The organism is Pedobacter cryoconitis (assembly GCF_001590605.1).
Taxonomy (GTDB): domain Bacteria; phylum Bacteroidota; class Bacteroidia; order Sphingobacteriales; family Sphingobacteriaceae; genus Pedobacter; species Pedobacter cryoconitis_A.
In genome coordinates this window covers 4,753,448-4,771,456 of record NZ_CP014504.1, presented here as the reverse complement: position 1 = coordinate 4,771,456, position 18,009 = coordinate 4,753,448, and the positions used below count along the sequence as shown (strand labels likewise).

The window sequence follows — 18,009 nt, the reverse complement described above, 5'->3', positions numbered from 1 at the left end:
ATGAAAACAATAATATTAGACTTCAAAGAAGTCATCTATAAGGATTTAGAAGGGACTGAATTAGCTCTTCCTGATCAATGGGTTAAAGGGTTTGGGAACACGATTTACATAGGTGGCGACATTCCTCTATCTGAATTGGGAAGTAAAATTTATCACTCCTATAAATCTGAAAAAATAACAGAGTTATCCATAGAAGAGCTTAATCTATTAATTAATGCGATTGAGGTAACAAAATTATTAGGTACCCCAGCACACAATGCACTGAAAAATTACTTAACAACCAAATTAGAAAATTTAAATAAATAACAATATGGCTACTACAACAGAAAAAAGGGTCAATGTATCTACCCGAACCCAAAAAAATGATTCAATGGACTTCAAAGGCTGGAAATTAAGTTTCCAATACTCTTTCGAAAGTGAAAAACAGGTGAATGATGTGCAAGTCAATGGTGTACAGTCGAATATTGATTCGGTATCTGGAGAAACGCAATGCTATTTTTCGTATTCAAAAAATGGAACGAATATCAATATATCATTCAGTAACACAGAATGTGATAATGCGCTTGTCGCAGCAGTTAAAACAGAGGTTGACATCATAACGGCATCTTTGTAATTAAAAAGCCACTTTAACATGTGGCTTTTTAATTACACTTCATTTTTTGAACGCATGTTGTAAATATACTTCTTTAAGACTATTATACTAAATGCTTGACAATGTATGACATTGTCAACGCTTTGCTCTGGTGTGAGCAATACATGGCGGTAGTTTTGTATGAAACACTAAAAGTGAGGGAGATATGAAGGAGATAAGGGAGACATCAAATAAGGGGATACAGTTTTTAATTCACGAAGAGGGGCTTGTAAGAAGGCCATACTTGGATCAGGTGGGGATACCTACTATAGGAGTGGGAATGACCTATTACCCAGATTCGGGTAATAGGGTGACAATGAAAGATCCGGAACTAACTGTCAGCAGAGCTATCCAGTTATTCCGTTTAATGCTTAAGTCTTATGAGCAGGCAGTTTGGGCTCCAACCCGTGACGACATCAATCATAATCAGTTTGATGCGTTGACATCATTAACTTACAACATTGGCACTACTGGCTTTAAAACATCAAACTTGTTAAAGGTGGTCAACGAGGATAAAGAAGATCCTAAAATTCAACAAGCATTCGAAGCTTGGAAAAACGCAGGTGGTAAGCCTATCCTCCTTGCCAGGAGAAAACGTGAAGCTGCTTTATATTTCACACCGTATAATGAGCAGCAAGCAACTGATGAACAGTTGTACGTCAACCAGGTTAAATACATTCAGTCAAAACTCGGTCTTCCGGATGATGGAATATTCGGCAAGAATACCAAAGCTGCAGTAATCGCATTTCAGAAAAAAAAACGGACTTATTCCTGATGGAATTGCCGGACCGCAAACGCTTTCTGAATTAAACAAAATATAAGGGGAACAAATGCAAGATCCACTAAAAGAAAAACTAGGACTCTTCAAGCAGTTGGTGGCCATGATTAAAAATGATCTCCAATCCGTATTAATTGCTGCATTAGGTATTTCACTTGTCTACGTTCTCTATACAAAGGATAATGATAAAGATAAGATGTACGGAATGGTGATTGAAGAAGTGCGTAAGCAAGTTCCCAGGGTAGTAACTAAGGAAGTTACCAGTCAGGTTGCTCCCATCAGAGAAGCAAGCGACAGCACGAAGGCTAAAGCAGACTCTGCTATAACTAATGTTAACGGAGCTGTATCCATTATTAAAGATTACATAATCCAGAAATCGAAATGAAAAAATTATTATTAATACCAGTATTTCTCCTTTTTTTCTCTGCTGTTCCTGCAAACAGGGTAGGCAGAGGGAAGCCGGTACCTCCCATCAACAGGATGGATATTTTGAATCAGAAACTTGATAGCATAAACATTTTATTGAAGTCAACATGAAAAGATTAATTTTAATGCTGGCCCTGATCGTTTCTTTCAGTGGCTGCGGAATATTTAAAAAGGTTCACAAAGAAAACAGCCTGGCGAAAGTTGAATCCAAACAGGAGATACAAAAGGATAGTGTTGGGTTGATAATTGACAAGTCAGTCACGACAATTAAAGAATCTATTGATACCTCTATTACTATTCCAGCTAAAACAGTTGTTCAGAATACTGAATTAAATATGGATAGTTTGATCAATGGTATGACCGCCATTAAGAACGAACTAGTGGACGTTACCTTGTTACTTAATCCTGTCACCGGTATGCTTTCAGTCGCAGCCGTAATTAAGGCCCAGGTTATACCTGTTAAGATGGAAAGGCAAATTACACATCATAATGATATTATTCAAAGTTCTCGTAAAACTGAAGCGGTATTAAATACTAATAAATCTTCGGACGAAAAATCAGTTTTAGATAAAGCGCCTAAAAACACACTTTGGTATGTCATGATTATTTTAGCAGTAATTGCTGTATTTGCTGGTGCGGTCATATGGTTAATTAAACGATCCAGAGATCTGCCAAAATCTTAGTTTTTAAGATTAAATTTACACCATATTGCGCCTATAATTATAAATATATTTTAAATATTTGATAATGAGTTCTTTATTGATTGGTATTCGATTCTCGTCGGGACCACAAAGCCTTTAGATTTTTTCTAAAGGCTTTTTTTACATTCAATATTACTCTCCTTTTAGTTATTTTATGAGTTAAAAGCCAAGGATTGATGCTGATTTTAGCAACTAGTCCCGGATAATGGTTATCTGCTTTTACTTCCAAAAAATAAACCTGTCAAGTAAGATTTAATCTGTCAAGAAGAATAGAATAGGTGTGAGAGCTAGATTATGAATTTTATGCTAATTGCTTTTTTTGATATCTTAAGTAATTAATAAGTATATTTATGTAGTTTATAACCCTAAAACATAAATTTATGAGAAAAATCTTAACCGGTGCATTGTTTGTATCAATGTTTCTAAGCTTCCCTACATCGTCTTCTTTTGCTAAAACAGTTAATCCTGTTCATAGTAATAAACAGGCAAATTCTTATCTGGGTTATATTGTCCAGGGTATTTATACTATTTCCATATTTGGAGATCTTGCCACTAATATAGTCTCAAGCGCAAATGTTTATGAAACCGCTACTGGGAATGATATTGCCGTTGATTACGTACAAAATGGTGGTGTTTTCAATAATAACGGGGTTATTAATGTAAATATTAAGATTCATACAGTAAGTGGAAGGCTTATTCGTGTAGCAGGTAACCTGACGTTATAAATTTATTACAGCTCTTTAGGCTACAACAAAAAAGCCAATCCTGATGGATGTGCTCCCAATAGTTCATCTAAACTTATGGGAGCATTTTTATGAGTGGCTTTTCTTGTTAATTACAGCATGATTGCTAACCTTATGCTTAAAGCGTTGCCATGTCAATAACAAATCTGTAACGGACATCACCTTTTAGCATTCTTTCGTAAGATGCAGTAATATCTTTAATATCAATCACCTCAACATCAGAAACAATATCATGTTCTGCACAGAAATCAAGCATTTCCTGAGTTTCAGCTATACCGCCGATACCTGAACCTGCAACACTTTTACGGCCACCTAATAAAGAGAATGGCTGAATCGCATAAGCTTCAGATGGAACACCAACACAAATATGTGTACCATTTGTACGCAATAAGGAGATATACATGTCCATATCATGAACTGCAGATACCGTATCCAGAATAAAGTCAAATGAGCCCTTTACAGCTTCAAGCTGAGCAGGATCTGAAGTCACTACAAAGTGATGTGCTCCTAATGCTTTTGCAGCTTCTTCTTTTGCAGGAGAAGTACTTAATACGGTTACTTCAGCACCGAAAGCCACACCGAACTTCACGCCCATGTGTCCTAATCCGCCTAAACCTAAAACTGCTAATTTGTGGCCTTTACCAACTTTCCAGTGACGTAAAGGTGAGTAAGTCGTAATACCTGCGCAAAGCAACGGAGCAGTTGCTGCAAGAGCCAATTTCTCAGAGATGTGCAATACAAATTCTTCCCGAACTACAATCGTATTAGAATAACCTCCATAAGTTGGTACTCCGGATCTGTCATTGTTATTATAGGTCTGAGTATTTCCTTCAAGACAATATTGCTCCAGTCCATCTTTGCAATTTTCACAAACCTGGCAAGAATCGACCATACAGCCAACACCAGCAAGTTCCCCTGGACTGAATTTTTTTACGTGTTCACCAACTTTTACAATCTTGCCTACGATTTCGTGTCCTGGTACCATTGGGAATATACCAGGAAACCAATCGTTCTTAATCTGGTGAAGGTCGGAATGGCAAACGCCACAATAGGAGATTTCAATTTGAACATCATGCGGCCCTACTTCCCTGTGTTCAAAGTTCCAGGGGGCTAAGTCTGTTTGAGCATCTTGTGCTGCATATCCTTTGGCTTGTATCATGGTTAAGATCTTATGTTATATTATTATTCAAATGTATAACCTGTAGCCCGGATCAGAATTACAAAATTCAAAGCAATAATTGTAATTTTCAAAGAGTTTTGCGTAATGTCATTGGAGTAATGCCAGAATGCTCTTTTGAGCTCCTTTAAAAAGTTAAATATTCCAAAGAGAAAAGCCCTGGAGCATTTTGTTAGTCCGGACTCTTCATCAGTATATGTCAACTCTATTTAATTATTAATCAGGTGAGGAATGAAACAGGATGTGTTTCCGGTAATCAAACTATCATCCTCCCGGATCCCCATACCCGAAGGTTGCTGACCAATAACCCATGACCCGATGATTGGGGTTTTGCTTTCGAACCTGGGGATGTTGAAGGTTTGCTGACAGATGAAACCTTCCTTGCCATAAATACCTCTGGTTTCCTCTACTACCTGTCCATTTTTAAAAATGCTGATATTTGCTCCTTCTCTGGAATAGATTGGCTTCTTTACATAATCGGTCAATCTGTTTTCTTCTTCAAAATAGCATTCCAGGATATAAGGACAATTAGGGTATAGCTTCCATAAAACAGGTAGTATAGCCTTATTAGAAAGGATCATTTTCCAGGCTGGTTCAATCCAGTATACTTCAGGATTTAAGAGTAGCTGATCAAAAAATGGTTCGTTAACCATCCATTCCCAGGGATAAAGCTTGAAAATGTTTTTAATCTCCTGATCTTCTAAATCTACAAACTCACATTCTTCCTGATTCCAGCCGATATCATCAATGAAAACAAGTTTTGTTGGTATACCAGCCTGAATTGCACAATCTCTCATGTACTCTGCTGTGGTTAAATCTTCCAGTGATTGCTTAACGCAGGTAAAATGTAAGGTCCCCTCATGGAGATAAGGCTTTAAATATTTCCAGTAATCAATCAGGCGTTCATGTACAGAGTTGAATTGATCTTTATGAGAGGCAAAATCCTGTAGCCAGAACCATTGTACGATGCCTGCTTCAAATAAAGAGGTCGGTGTATCAGCATTAAACTCAAACAACTTTAAGTCTGTTCCGTCAAAACCGAAGTCAAAACGACCATAGATAGCAGGGACATCATCATTCCAGCTCTTTTCTATAATTGCTATGGCCTGATCAGGGATAGCGAATTTAGCATATAACTTATGGTCGATAACATACTGCACCGCTTCAAGGCACATGCCCCAAAGCTCGGCTGTAGCTGTTTCAATTTTATTAACTTCTGAAAGAGAAAACTCATAATAAGCATTTTCATTCCAATAAGGAACATCTGCTGTATGAAAGCCAAAGCCTAGTTTTTCTACTGAGGTTTGCCAATTATTTCTTGGGGTAATCGTATGTCTTTGCATTACGAGGAAACAGAAAATGAATGTGTGCCCCCAAACCCTCCTCTTATTGCTGCGCCTTTCATGCTGGATCTGCCAATGTTTGAGCGCTTAGAGAGTGAGGAGGAATAATAACCGGAGTGATGATAGGTGCCCCCATAGTACATGCCATATGGTCTGAATGCATAGTACCATAGAAATGGAGAAAGGTGCATACCCTGGGTATGTGTATAATTTGCAGTAGTATCAGACCGCATATACACTTCATTCGAGTCCCAGTCTGGTTTAGGCTTACTGCAGGAAGCCAGCGCTGCGGTAATGAGCACCAGGTTTACGACTTTTGATTTCTTCATATTAATTTACTGTAATAAAGAGCTGGTAGTTTTTTTTGACTTTTAAAGTGGTATCCTGGCCAGAACTATTTTCACCCTGTTCAGTGGAAAGTCCGAGTGAAGGGATCGTATCTAATCGCGTCACTCTTTTGACATCCTTGTTCTTAACCCAGAATATATTTTCTGTCTTCATTACATCTAGTGAATCATTCAGGTGCGAAATGTGAACTTTAGTTTCTACTGATCCGCTTTTATCTACTTCTTTAACTTTATCGTCATTTTCCTCTTTACAGGCCATAAACGATAGCATAAGGATGGCGAGTACTAATTTTTTCATGGATTGAATTTGAGCTATTAATTGCTGAAAGATAAGAAATCTAAAATATCATACAGCATAAAAGGGAGCTTCTTCAATCAGAAAACTCCCTTTTGTTTTTTTTACAAAGCTCTTCGATCTTAATTAAAGGGCTCTGGTTGCAAACTGATGATGATTAACAATCTAGACATCTCCATTCTACGATTCCGTCTCCCGAACCGAAACGCTGCATGGTGTATTTTTCAAGATCTATCAGGAAGCCGATCCCATTTTCATTCGCATTAATGGTACAGCATCCTTCACAATCAGAGTCAGCGCAATTGTCATATACTTTGGCATCAATTTGTTTGCTGCCTTGTCTTATTCTAAATGTTTTTAACTTGTATTTTCCTGCGTCTTTTGAATGAATCGAAATAATGTTGTTCGCTTTTACCCAGCTTAAAGTCTGTTTTCCACTAAGAAATGCGAATTGGCCAGCCCAGGTGCAGCCATTAAACTCTATACATTCCGGACTTCCAGGAAGTGGAAACGATTCATAGTTGGTTAAATTGGCTTTACGCCATACCTCAGCATCAACTTTGGTTGCTGAAACATCTTGTGAGCCAGGGTTTTGAACTTCAACTTCTTTTTTACATGAGGTAAGGATCATTGCGCCTGCTAAAACGAAAAGTGCCGTCTTAGACTTTAACAGGTTAAAAATGGTTAGGTTTTTCATAGGTTTGGTTAGGTTGTTGTGTGTCAGGTATTTGACACTAAAATAAATGTAACAATATTAAATATTAAATAATTATATTTAATATTTATATTATTTAATAATAAATGCAGTTGTTATTTTGCGTATTTGATATATTAGCTGGTGAATTTCTTTATAAATTTATTAATATAACAATATTGAAATATATTATTCTGATTCAATTGAATAGACTTCAGGAGAAGATCTGAATAGAATTGTCCGATTAATTAAGTTTATCGATTTTTAATTGAATTTCTTGTTGTTTAGCTGGCTTTTTAGACATTCTGTGAAAAAGAATTATTCGGTATCACTTTATTGCTGCTGCCTTCGTTTAGTAGATATAATTATATTTGGTTAATCACACCAGTTAAGACTATATGAAAGTAATTCTTGTTTCTCTCCTTCTATTTTTTCTATTCCAACCCCGCAGTTTTTCTCAAGACTGTAATTGCGCAGAAGAATTCCAATATGTTCAACATAAGATTGAAAAGAATTACGCCGGGTTCAGAGATAAAGTAAACCCTAAAACTAAAATAGCGTATCAAAAATATTCTGCCCAGGTTTTGGAAAGAGCTAAAAAGATCAGCTCGCCTGCTTACTGTGTCAATCTGATAAACGAATGGATTGGCTTTTTTAAGGATGGGCATATTGAAGTTGGGCGCAACAGGCTTTCTAAAGAGAAATATGATGCAGATCAGGACAGGTTAATCGCAGGTCTTGAAAAACAGGAGATCAGTGCTCAGGATATAGACAGTTTAAAGAAATCGGGAACAGCAGCGGGTATTTACTGGAGTAAAGACTCTGTTTATAAAGTTGCACTGATCAAAAGTGAAAATGGCTTTCGTGATTATGCAGGTGTAGTGCTCGAATCTAAAAATAAAGCATGGAAACCAGGTTTTGTAATGATGGAATTGAAAGCTCAGCAGGCCAGCTTAAAAGGAATCATCTATGATAGATATTATACACCGGAATCTGTCTCATTGAAGCTGGGTCAAAATGCATTTGGCGATTGGAAGAGAGAAGGTACAGCAAGCGTGAAAACAGAAAAAATACTAACAAACGACATTTCTTGTAAATCACTTTCAGCTCAGACATTTTATATCCAGATTGGTACCTTTAATCAGAGAAATGCTAAAAGTATTGACTCTGTAATTCAGGCAAATCAGGTAATTCTGGAAAAAACACCTAATCTGATTCTTGATTTGAGGAATAATGGCGGTGGTGCCGATTTTTCCTACAGACCTTTGCTCCCTTATTTGTATACTAATAAAGTTAAGACTGTCGGACCAGATATCCTGGCCTCAGAAGATAACGAGGAAGGATGGAGAGGACTGTTAAAAATGAATGATATTCCCGAAGACCAGAAAGTATTTATCCGTGAAAAGATAAAAGATATGCAGCTTCACCGAGACCAGTTCATTAGCCTGGGGGCAGATAATGATTTAGTGTTAGATAGCATTAAAGTCTTTCCTAAAAAGATTGTGGTCTTGATTAATAAGGGCTGCGGATCAACTACTGAGCAATTTCTTTTGACTGCAAAACAGAGTAAAAAGATCATTGTGATGGGAGAAAATTCTGCCGGAGTATTGGATTATGCTAATGTCAGGGATATTTCTTTTAGCTGTATGCCTTATGCGCTGCATTATGCGACAAGCCGCAGCAGAAGAGTTGATATGGGGCTTGGTATAGATAACGTCGGGATTAAGCCAGACTATTTATTAACGCCTGCTCAAAATTGGGTAACAGCAGCACAAGAGCTTTTGGAGAAAAAATAAAGCATCAAAGGCCTGCAAATCTTATTAAATGGTAAATCCTTTACCAAAAACATCATGGACATCGTGGATCACCACAAAGGCATCAGGATCTGTTTCATGTACCATGGTTTTTAATTCGATGAGTTCAGGTTTGCTGATTACTACATAAATAACTTCTTTGCGGTCTTTGGTGTATGCGCCATGACCATGTAAAACGGTTGCTCCTCTGACCAGTCCCATGGTTATTTTTTCAGCAATCATCACTGATTGTGCAGAGATAATAGTTACTGCCTTTTTAGTATTAAATCCTTCAACGATAAAATCTACGACTCTGGCACCAATATAAACTGCAACCAGGGTATACATTGTTTTTTCGGGGCCGATAATAAAAGTAGAGAGGCCAATTACGACAATGTCAACGATGAGCATTGCTGTACCCAGTTTCCATCCCCAGAGCTTTTGAAATAGCCTTGCAATAATAGCTGAGCCTCCTGTGGTACCTCCCGAGAGAAAGACCAGGCCTATACCCCCACCAACAAATAAACCCGCAAATATTGCTGCAAGTAGTGGATCTGAGGTTAAAGGAGGATGTGTGTTTTCTGTAAGGAATAGAAATAGTGAAGAGAAAAATATACCAAACAGCGTGTAAATAATTGTGCGTTTGTCGAGTAACTTATAGCCTATTGCCATTAGTATAGCATTCAGAATCAGGTTCAAAATACCAGGGGACCAATGAAAATAGTAGAAAGCAACAATGGTCAGTCCGATAACCCCTCCTTCAGACAATTTATTAGGAATAGCAAAGTAGTTGATACCCGAAGCGAAAATAAGGGTTCCTAAAATTATCAGTGCGATATTCTTTGCATGTTCTTTTGTTGCCGGCATTGCCATGTTGTTGTTTTAGATAAGGAGAGTAATAGGATCGGGAGATCTTTAAATAGGATTTCAGCGATGTTTATTCTGCAAATATCTAAAACAATTCTGGCTTTTACACTACTAATTCCATCCTCCGCCTAGTGAGCGGTAAAGATCTACCATTGCACTGAGCTGCTGACGTTCTATGTCCATGAGGTTCAATTCACTCTGTAATACGTTACTTTGCGCAGTAATTATCTCCAGATAATTTGCCATCCCATTTTTGAAAAGCATATCTGCATTTTTAATGGCCTGCTTTAAAGTTTGTACTCTTGATTCCTCTAGTTCGCGTTGTTTTTTTAGCTTTTCAAGCTTAACCATGGCGTCAGTAACTTCTGTTACTGCATTAAGTACAGCCCTCTTAAATTCTATAACAGCTTTGTCTTTCTCTACTTTGGCGAGCTCAAATTGTGTTTTTAATTGACGGCGCTGAAAAATTGGCTGTGTTAATCCTCCTGCTACTGTACCGAATAACGAACCAGGAATATTAAACCAGTTACTTGCCTTAAAGGCATTGATACCGCCACTTGCTGTGATGTTTAGCGAAGGATACATATTCGCCTGGGTTGCTCCGACTCTTGCATTGGCAGCCATAACACCTAGTTCTGCTGCTTTAACATCTGGTCTGATGGCTAATATATCTGCAGGAATACCTGTTGTCAAATGTTCCGGTACAGTAAAGGCGGTCAGGCTCACTTTTCTTTCAACTTTTGAAGGGAAAGCACCTGCCAGCGTCCTTAACGCATTTTCCTGGATAGCAATTGTCTGTTCTAATCGTGGAACAAGCAATGCTGCAGAAAGGCGCTGTGCTTCGGCCTGCTGAACGGCAAGGCTATTGACTTGTCCTGCTTCTTTTTGTAAACTGATAACCATTAAAGTACTGTCATTCAGGATAACGTTATGATGCGCTATTTCGAGTTGAGCATCCAGCATCAGCAGATTAAAAAAGCCTTGTGCCACATTCGCTACAACCTGGGTTTGAACAGCTCTTGCTGCAGCCCCGGTTTGCAGGTAAGTATCCAGTGCGGCTTCTTTTTGCCTTCCGATTTTCCCCCAGATGTCAGCCTCCCAAGACAAGCCCAAACTCACATTGTAGTCTTCTATATGTTTTGATCCGGCAAACATCGCTGCACTTTTTCCGTTTATGCTATTATCTGAAGATCTGTTAGTAGCTGCATTAACTTGCAGAGTAAGATCAGGGAAAAAGCTTGCGTTTGTCTGTTTTAAGCTTATTCTGGCACTTTCTATATTCTTAATGGCAAAAGCAAGGTCAAAATTACGCAGTACTGCACTGTCTATTAATTGCTTTAAGGCAGGCTCTGTGAAGAAATCCTTATAGGCAATATTTGCGATACTTGTTCCGGTAGCTGCAGTTGTGGTGTTGAATTGTCCGGGCAGGGCAGTTTGAGGCCTGACATAGTCTTTTCCGGTTTTGCAGGCTGATAACGCCAGTGGTAAAGCTAAAAAGTATATATATTTATTCAGTTTCATGTTCCGATTTCTAAAGGTCAGTTAACTTTCTGTTGCGGTCTGCTGACCACTTATTTTTTCATGTAAATACTGAAATGCGACGTAGAGTACCGGGATAATAAATATACCCAGTATTACACCCAGAACCATTCCACCCGCTGCACCTGTTCCAATGGAACGGTTGCCTAATGCCGATGGTCCAACAGCACGCATCAAAGGGATCAATCCAACGATAAATGCAAGAGAGGTCATAATGATTGGGCGCAGTCTGAGTTTAGATGCTTCAAGAGCTGAATCTAATAAGGTCATTCCTGCCTTCCGCCTTTGTACGGCATATTCAATAATCAGGATCGCATTTTTAGCCAGTAAGCCGATTAGCATGACCATGGCCACCTGGACATAAATGTTATTTTCAAGCCCAGCCATATTAACGGCTAACAATACCCCCAGAATACCTACCGGAACAGAAAGAATAACTGCTAGTGGTAAAATATAACTTTCATATTGTGCAGCCAGCAGGAAATAAACAAAAAGTAAACATAAACCGAATACGGTCGCTGCCTGTCCACCAGAGGTTTTTTCTTCCAGGGACATTCCAGTCCATTCATAACTATAACCTTCAGGAAGATATTTAGCTGCAACTTCTTCTGTCGCATTAATGGCATCGCCTGTACTGAATCCGGCTTTGGTCGTTGCATTAATACTAATCGCATTGAAAAGATTATAACGGGATACCGTTTCAGGGCCATAAACCCTTTTTAATTTAATTAAGGTGTTGACAGGAACCATCTTGCCACCATTGTTTTTAACAAATATTCCGTTCATCGATTCAGGTGTCGCTCTTGAAGCTACGTTTGCCTGCACAACTACTCTGTAATATTTGCCAAACCGGTTAAAGTCTGAAGTTTGTATACTTCCGTAATAAGCTTGCATAACTCCCATCAGTTCCTTTATGCTAACACCAAGTTGCTTGGCTTTTATAGCATCAACTTCCATTTCCAGCTGCGGATAATCTGTCCTGAAAGTAGTAAATGCCGCCTCTATTTCTTTACGCTTCATCAATTCCTGGGTAAACCCCCTGGCAATTTCACTGAATTTGTCAAGTTTGGCTCCTGTACGGTCTTGTAAAACAAATTCCAATCCGCTGACATTCCCGAACCCAGGAACAGTTGGCATGGTGAATACGAATATGCTGCCTTCCAGAATGGTAGAGAGTTTTTGATTCATCACACCGATGATCTCATTAATGTTTTTAACCTCTCCTCTTTTATCGAGATCTTTTAATTTAATGAAACCGACACCAAATGATGGACTGTTAGCTGAACTTAACATATCAAAACCAGAAATACTCGTAATGCTTTCAGCGGCGGGTATGGTTTTAATTATGCTATCGGCTTTCTTCAATGCCTTACCGGTCCGGTCTAAAGAAGACCCTGCTGGCATCGCTAAAGAAAATACAATGAAACTACCATCCTCATCAGGAATAAAGCCTTTAGGTGTAGTACGCAGCATCCAGAAGGTTAAAAGCATCAATAAGGCGAATGCACCAAAACTTGCCCATTTAAAACGGATCAATACTTTGACACTTTTGATATACCGATCTGTCATTGCTGAAAATCCGGTATTAAATGCGGTAAAGAACCGGTCGCTGAACTTTGTCTTTTGAGCAGGGGCGGTATGGTTGTTTTTAAGAAATAATGCACATAATGCAGGACTTAGCGTCAACGCATTCACTGCTGAAATCACAATAGCAATAGCCAGGGTAAAGGCAAACTGTCTGTAGAATACTCCTGTCGGGCCTTCCATGAAACCTACTGGTAAAAATACAGCTGCCATAACCAGTGTAATGGAGATTACTGCCCCGGTTATATCGTGCATAGCCGATAAAGTAGCTGGTTTTGCGGCAAGATGCTCATGTTCCATTTTTGAATGGACTGCCTCCACTACAACGATGGCATCATCTACTACAATTCCAATGGCAAGTACCAGGGCAAACAATGTTAACAAGTTAATCGAGAATCCGAATAATTGCATAAAAAAGAATGTTCCAATAATTGCTACCGGCACAGCAATAGCGGGAATCAAGGTCGATCTGAAGTCCTGAAGGAAAATAAATACCACGATAAAAACCAATATAAATGCTTCTATCAAAGTATGTATTACCTGGGAAATCGATTGATCAAGTTGAACTTTTGTGCTCAAAGGAGTTTCATATTTTAAGCCTTTGGGGAAAGTTTTTGAGAGTTTCAACATCGCTTCATTGATGTCTTCCTGTACTTTGTTTGCATTGGATCCTGCGGTTTGGTAAATTGCCATACCTGCACCGAACTTGCCGTTCACCCAAGTGTCACCGCTGTAGGTATAAGAGCCAAATTCAACTTTCGCCACGTCTTTTACACGCAGTACTGATCCATCTGCATTTGCACGGATAATCATCTCTTCAAAGCCTAAAGGCTGATTAGATTTACCTTTATATTTAAGTACATATTCAAATGCTTCTTTACTGCCTTCACCGAATTTTCCCGGAGCTGCTTCTACATTCTGATCCTGAATAGCTACCATTACTTCTTGCGGAGTTAAACCATAAGAGGCCATTTGTTCTGGGTTTAACCAGATACGCATCGCATAATCTTTGTTTCCGAATACAGTAACGTTACCAACTCCTGTAACCCTTTTAAGCACAGGGATCACATTGATCTTCGCATAATTCTCCACAAATGCAGCGTCATACTTTTTGCTTTCGTCATAAATAGACATGAACATAATCATGCTGTTCTGCTGCTTTTGCGTGGTTACACCAATTTGGACTACTTCTGTTGGTAGCTGACTAATGGCTTGTGATACCCTGTTTTGGACGTTCACTGCTGCCTGATCGGGATCCGTACCAAGTTTAAAATAAACCTGGAGACTTAGTGAGCCGTCATTGCTTGAGGTTGACTTAATATAAGTCATATTCTCTACCCCATTAATTGCGTCTTCTAAAGAAGGGGCAACGGTACGTGCCACGGTTTCTGCATTTGCACCAGGGTATACCGCTGTTACGAATACACTGGGTGGTGCAATCTCAGGAAATTGAGTGACCGGGAGTTTTGTCATACTTAAGAACCCAAGTATTAACAGTAAAATGGAGATAACCGTAGCCAATACGGGTCTTTCTATGAATTTCTTAAACATGATTCATTGTATAATGATGCCGGACAATTGAACTGTCCCGGCTAATGTTAATATTATTGTTTTGCAGCTTTTGAAGGAACCTTTGAAGAACCTGGATTGATAACCATACCTTCATGCAGGCGGTCTAGTCCAACGGATACGATCTTGTCACCAGGCTTTAAACCATCTTTGATAATGTAGTCTGCACCACTTTTACCCGCAATGTCAATCATTACTCTGCTGAGCTTGTTGCTGTCCGCTAGTTTGTAGACAAAGACTTTATTCTGAAGTTCCAGCGTTGAAGCCTGAGGGACTAATAGAGAACTTTGGTGAAGCTGATCAATTCTGATCTTTCCGGTATTTCCTGCACGTAACAAGCCATCTGCATTCGGAAATGTTGCCCTCAGCATAATAGACCCTGTATTCTTATCGAATTGTCCATCAACCATACTGATACGTCCCTGATGTGTATAAATAGTATTATCTGCAAGGAGTAAAGAAACCGGCGGGATCTGCTTTATTTTTTCGGTCAGTGTTTTACCTGGAAACTGTGATTTGAAATTGATAAAGTCGCTTTCGCCAATAGAGAAGTAAGCATAGATTTCATGTACATCTGAAAGCGTCGTTAAAGGCTGCTGATCATTCCGGCCAACTAAACTGCCTAACCTGCGTGGAATTCTGCCGATGAAGCCACTTACTGGGGCTTTAATTTTTGTGAACCCCAGATTGATCTTTGCTGACCCTACTGCTGCTTTTGCCTGTTCCAGATTTGCTTTTGCTACATTATGGGCTGCCTGCACTGTTTTAAGCTGTATAGCAGAGACTACGTTACTTTTAACCAGGGGGATAACCTTATCTATTTCCAGCTGTGTATTGCTTAATGCTGCTTCTGCGGCATGCATAACGGCAACGGCATTATTGAATTGCTGCTGGTAAGGCTGATCGTTAATTTTAAATAATAATTCGCCTGCCTGCACAAATGCACCTTCATCAACGTAAACCTTGTCAAGATAGCCCTCTACCTGAGGCCTGATTTCAACATTTACCTTTCCTTCAAGGGTACCTGTATAATCTTTAGTAGTCGTTGCTGTAGAATTTGTCAGTGTGATAACGGGTATTGTTGGTGGAGCTTCTTGGGTACCCGTGTTTTCGTTAGCGGAGCGGCAACTGAATAAAGAAGTAAGGAGCAGTGCTGTACAAAATAAAAGGCCTGGTCTTCTTAACAGAAGAGATTTGTTTTCAACTTTCATGAGTGTGATAGGATTTGCATAAATTGCGGGAACCTATATTGCTTAATAAATACAGATTACAACGATGCAATTTTATGGTTTAAGTCACAAAATGAGGGAGAAGAAATAACTGAGAACGCTTTATTGACAGATGAAACAACTTTCAGTACGACTGAATCAGCTATCCAGCCATTTCTTAAACTGACTTGCCTTTTCCTTACTGATATGAATATCGGCCGCTGCTGCAGGAACCAGGATAAGTTTTAATTTGCCATTGAAATAGTTGTGTATACTCTCCAGACTTTTGATGTTGATCAGGTATTGCCGGTTAGCACGAAAAAATATTGCCGGGTCTAGTTGCTCTTCAAGTTCATCCATTGTATAAGATACAGCTTGTTCTTTCGCATCGCGGGTAACGATATTCGTGATCTTGTTCTCAGAGTAAAAATAAGCAATATCTGGAACCATAATGGTCTTGTAGCCATCACGATATGGAATTAGAAAACGGGAACGGTAATTTGGATTTTGTTTTTTTATAATAGCAACAACCTCTTCAATTGTTCCGGAAGATATTTTCTGCGTGTGTTGTTGCTTGAATTTAGAAATGCTGCCTCTTAATTCATCAATGTCTATTGGTTTTAACAGGTAATCAATACTGTTTACCTTAAAAGCACGTAGTGCATATTCATCATAGGCAGTCGTAAAAATAACAGGAACAGTAATCTCAACTTTAGAGAATATTTCAAAACAAATACCGTCTGCAAGGCGCACATCCATTAAAATCAAGTTAGGATGCGGATTTGAACGCAGCCATTGGACACTATCTGCGATCGTATCCAGTGTGGCAACAATCTCAGTATGGCTATCTATTTCAAGTAGTATCTTTTGCAGGCGTATGGCATTCAGTTTTTCATCCTCTATGATTAATACATTCATCTTTGTTATTCAGTTATTTCTAATAAGGGTAGTTTGACTATAAAGGTATTCTCATTTTCTATGATCTGCGGACAGGCATCTGATAACAAACGGTAACGGCTGATAATGTTTTTTAGTCCGACCCGTGTTGATGGTATATGGAAGTTGACCAATTGCAGATTATTTGAAACTTCGAGCCAGCCTTCAGCATTGATACAAATATTTATATGTAATGGACGTGAACGTGAGGCTACATTATGCTTTATGGCATTTTCTATTAATAATTGCAGTGTGATTGGTGGTACGCCTTTAATTTCATAGTTTTCAGGAATATCAATATTGATCTGCAGGTTATCAGATACCCTTATTTTGATCAGGTAGATGTAAGAGTTGATAAATTTAATTTCGTCCTTCAGCGAGATAATATCCCGGCTCAGGTTAATAATCATGTAGCGGTATACTTTGGAGAGATTGTCCAGAAAAAGAAGTGCAGATTCTGGGTTTTCAGCTATCAGGCTTGATAGGGTACTGAAGTTGTTAAACATAAAGTGTGGATCAAGCTGTGCTTTCAATGATTGAAGCTCTGCCTGCATAGCTACCTGATTCAGATCATATGCTTTGAGTTCTAGCGCTGATGTTTCGAGCATTGACATTTTCCATTTGCGGAGGAAGAAATCAGCAGTATAAATAGCGCTGATTAAGGTACTGATGATAATGCTCACCAGGCCAACCTGCCAGCTAGATGTTTTGTCACTTTGCGAAGAAGTATCACAACGCGGGTAGACCAGGTGATCAATATAAAGCAGCAGATTGATAACAGCGCCCGCAATGATAATCTGTAAGAAAAACTGGCAGACAAAACGCAATAACGGAGATTCTATCCATGGAATATGCCGGTCCAGCCATCTGGCTATCAGCAGGCTGGATTCAGTAATCAGAAAACAAACGACCATTACCCCAAGCCACTCGGTAAGCAAAGTATATATGTTCTGTTCAAAATAAACATTCCAGAATGGATCGTAAGGGTTTAACAGATAAATGAAAATGTAAAAACAGAAAAAGACGACAGGTAAAATGAAAAACCTGAAGTGCTGATAAAAAGTACGTTCACTTGTTTCTTTAGTATTCTTGGCCATGGCTTCTCTTATAATGAACAAAACAGGTTTAAGTTATAAATCTAGTGTCAAAGACGTTTATTCAAAGATCTTATTGACTGAACTTTATATTTACCCGGCTGAAACGGTCTTTTGAATCGCTCAATAGTATTGGCCCAGAATGATTTTTAACAGGCAATTCAAAGATAGGAAAAACCATATTCAATAAATCTCGTGTTCGTTGTTTTGCCAGCATACAGCAAGGAAACGGCGATTTGATTTTAAGGATCTAAATATCATGAATGCAATAATCAGGCTTATTT

The 18,009-nt window shown here is 38.8% G+C and carries 18 protein-coding genes; 7 read left to right on the top strand and 11 right to left on the bottom strand.

Going from position 1 to position 18,009, the window contains the following annotated elements:
• The 6 genes from AY601_RS20020 to AY601_RS19995 all read left to right on the top strand — a co-directional run bounded on the left by AY601_RS20020 (position 1) and on the right by AY601_RS19995 (position 3,261).
• Positions 1-306 (top strand): hypothetical protein, encoded by a 306-nt coding sequence (locus tag AY601_RS20020; RefSeq protein ID WP_068404414.1) that lies wholly within the window; start codon positions 1-3, stop codon positions 304-306.
• A 4-nt stretch (positions 307-310) separates the two neighbouring features.
• Positions 311-613 carry a hypothetical protein gene (locus AY601_RS20015; RefSeq protein ID WP_068404412.1) on the top strand — a complete coding sequence of 101 codons (303 nt, stop codon included), beginning with the start codon at positions 311-313 and terminating at the stop codon, positions 611-613.
• Positions 614-797: 184 nt separating this feature from the next.
• Positions 798-1,406 carry a glycoside hydrolase family protein gene (locus AY601_RS20010; protein WP_068404410.1) on the top strand — a complete coding sequence of 203 codons (609 nt, stop codon included), beginning with the start codon at positions 798-800 and terminating at the stop codon, positions 1,404-1,406.
• Between the two features lie 55 nt (positions 1,407-1,461).
• Positions 1,462-1,794 (top strand): hypothetical protein, encoded by a 333-nt coding sequence (locus AY601_RS20005; RefSeq protein ID WP_068404408.1) that lies wholly within the window; start codon positions 1,462-1,464, stop codon positions 1,792-1,794.
• Positions 1,795-1,942: 148 nt separating this feature from the next.
• Positions 1,943-2,518, top strand: coding sequence for a hypothetical protein (locus AY601_RS20000; protein WP_068404406.1), 576 nt, complete (start codon positions 1,943-1,945; stop codon positions 2,516-2,518).
• Between the two features lie 398 nt (positions 2,519-2,916).
• Positions 2,917-3,261, top strand: a complete 345-nt coding sequence (locus tag AY601_RS19995; RefSeq protein ID WP_068404404.1) for a hypothetical protein — start codon at positions 2,917-2,919, stop codon at positions 3,259-3,261.
• A gap of 136 nt (positions 3,262-3,397) precedes the next feature.
• Here the strand turns inward: AY601_RS19995 and AY601_RS19990 are convergent, their stop codons facing one another.
• The 5 genes from AY601_RS19990 to AY601_RS19970 all read right to left on the bottom strand — a co-directional run bounded on the left by AY601_RS19990 (position 3,398) and on the right by AY601_RS19970 (position 7,138).
• A complete protein-coding gene (locus AY601_RS19990; protein WP_068404402.1) occupies positions 3,398-4,438 on the bottom strand; it encodes an NAD(P)-dependent alcohol dehydrogenase in 1,041 nt (346 codons plus the stop codon).
• 227 nt (positions 4,439-4,665) lie between these two features.
• Positions 4,666-5,799, bottom strand: coding sequence for a glutathionylspermidine synthase family protein (locus tag AY601_RS19985; RefSeq protein WP_068404400.1), 1,134 nt, complete (start codon positions 5,797-5,799; stop codon positions 4,666-4,668).
• A complete protein-coding gene (locus tag AY601_RS19980; protein WP_068404398.1) occupies positions 5,799-6,128 on the bottom strand; it encodes a hypothetical protein in 330 nt (109 codons plus the stop codon). The genes AY601_RS19985 and AY601_RS19980 overlap by 1 nt, the downstream gene beginning before the upstream one ends.
• A gap of 1 nt (position 6,129) precedes the next feature.
• Positions 6,130-6,444, bottom strand: a complete 315-nt coding sequence (locus tag AY601_RS19975) for a hypothetical protein (RefSeq protein WP_157288024.1) — start codon at positions 6,442-6,444, stop codon at positions 6,130-6,132.
• A gap of 154 nt (positions 6,445-6,598) precedes the next feature.
• Entirely contained in the window at positions 6,599-7,138 is a 540-nt protein-coding gene (locus AY601_RS19970; protein WP_068404393.1) for a hypothetical protein, read from the bottom strand.
• 395 nt (positions 7,139-7,533) lie between these two features.
• Here AY601_RS19970 and AY601_RS19965 point away from each other — a divergent pair, with 395 nt between their 5' ends.
• Complete coding sequence (locus AY601_RS19965; RefSeq protein ID WP_068404391.1) at positions 7,534-8,931, top strand: S41 family peptidase; 1,398 nt, start codon at positions 7,534-7,536, stop codon at positions 8,929-8,931.
• Positions 8,932-8,955: 24 nt separating this feature from the next.
• Here AY601_RS19965 and AY601_RS19960 read toward each other — a convergent pair whose 3' ends face one another.
• From AY601_RS19960 to AY601_RS19935, 6 genes are all read right to left on the bottom strand, one after another.
• Complete coding sequence (locus tag AY601_RS19960; protein ID WP_232324638.1) at positions 8,956-9,801, bottom strand: YitT family protein; 846 nt, start codon at positions 9,799-9,801, stop codon at positions 8,956-8,958.
• A gap of 105 nt (positions 9,802-9,906) precedes the next feature.
• Positions 9,907-11,316 (bottom strand): efflux transporter outer membrane subunit, encoded by a 1,410-nt coding sequence (locus AY601_RS19955; RefSeq protein WP_068404389.1) that lies wholly within the window; start codon positions 11,314-11,316, stop codon positions 9,907-9,909.
• Between the two features lie 21 nt (positions 11,317-11,337).
• Positions 11,338-14,469 carry an efflux RND transporter permease subunit gene (locus AY601_RS19950; RefSeq protein ID WP_068404387.1) on the bottom strand — a complete coding sequence of 1,044 codons (3,132 nt, stop codon included), beginning with the start codon at positions 14,467-14,469 and terminating at the stop codon, positions 11,338-11,340.
• Between the two features lie 53 nt (positions 14,470-14,522).
• Positions 14,523-15,698, bottom strand: a complete 1,176-nt coding sequence (locus AY601_RS19945) for an efflux RND transporter periplasmic adaptor subunit (protein WP_068404385.1) — start codon at positions 15,696-15,698, stop codon at positions 14,523-14,525.
• Positions 15,699-15,854: 156 nt separating this feature from the next.
• On the bottom strand, positions 15,855-16,613 hold the full coding sequence (locus tag AY601_RS19940) for a LytR/AlgR family response regulator transcription factor (RefSeq protein WP_068404383.1): 759 nt from the start codon (positions 16,611-16,613) through the stop codon (positions 15,855-15,857).
• Positions 16,614-16,618: 5 nt separating this feature from the next.
• Positions 16,619-17,728: a sensor histidine kinase gene (locus AY601_RS19935; protein WP_068404381.1), complete on the bottom strand. Its 1,110-nt coding sequence runs from the start codon at positions 17,726-17,728 to the stop codon at positions 16,619-16,621.
• Positions 17,729-18,009: the final 281 nt, after the last annotated feature.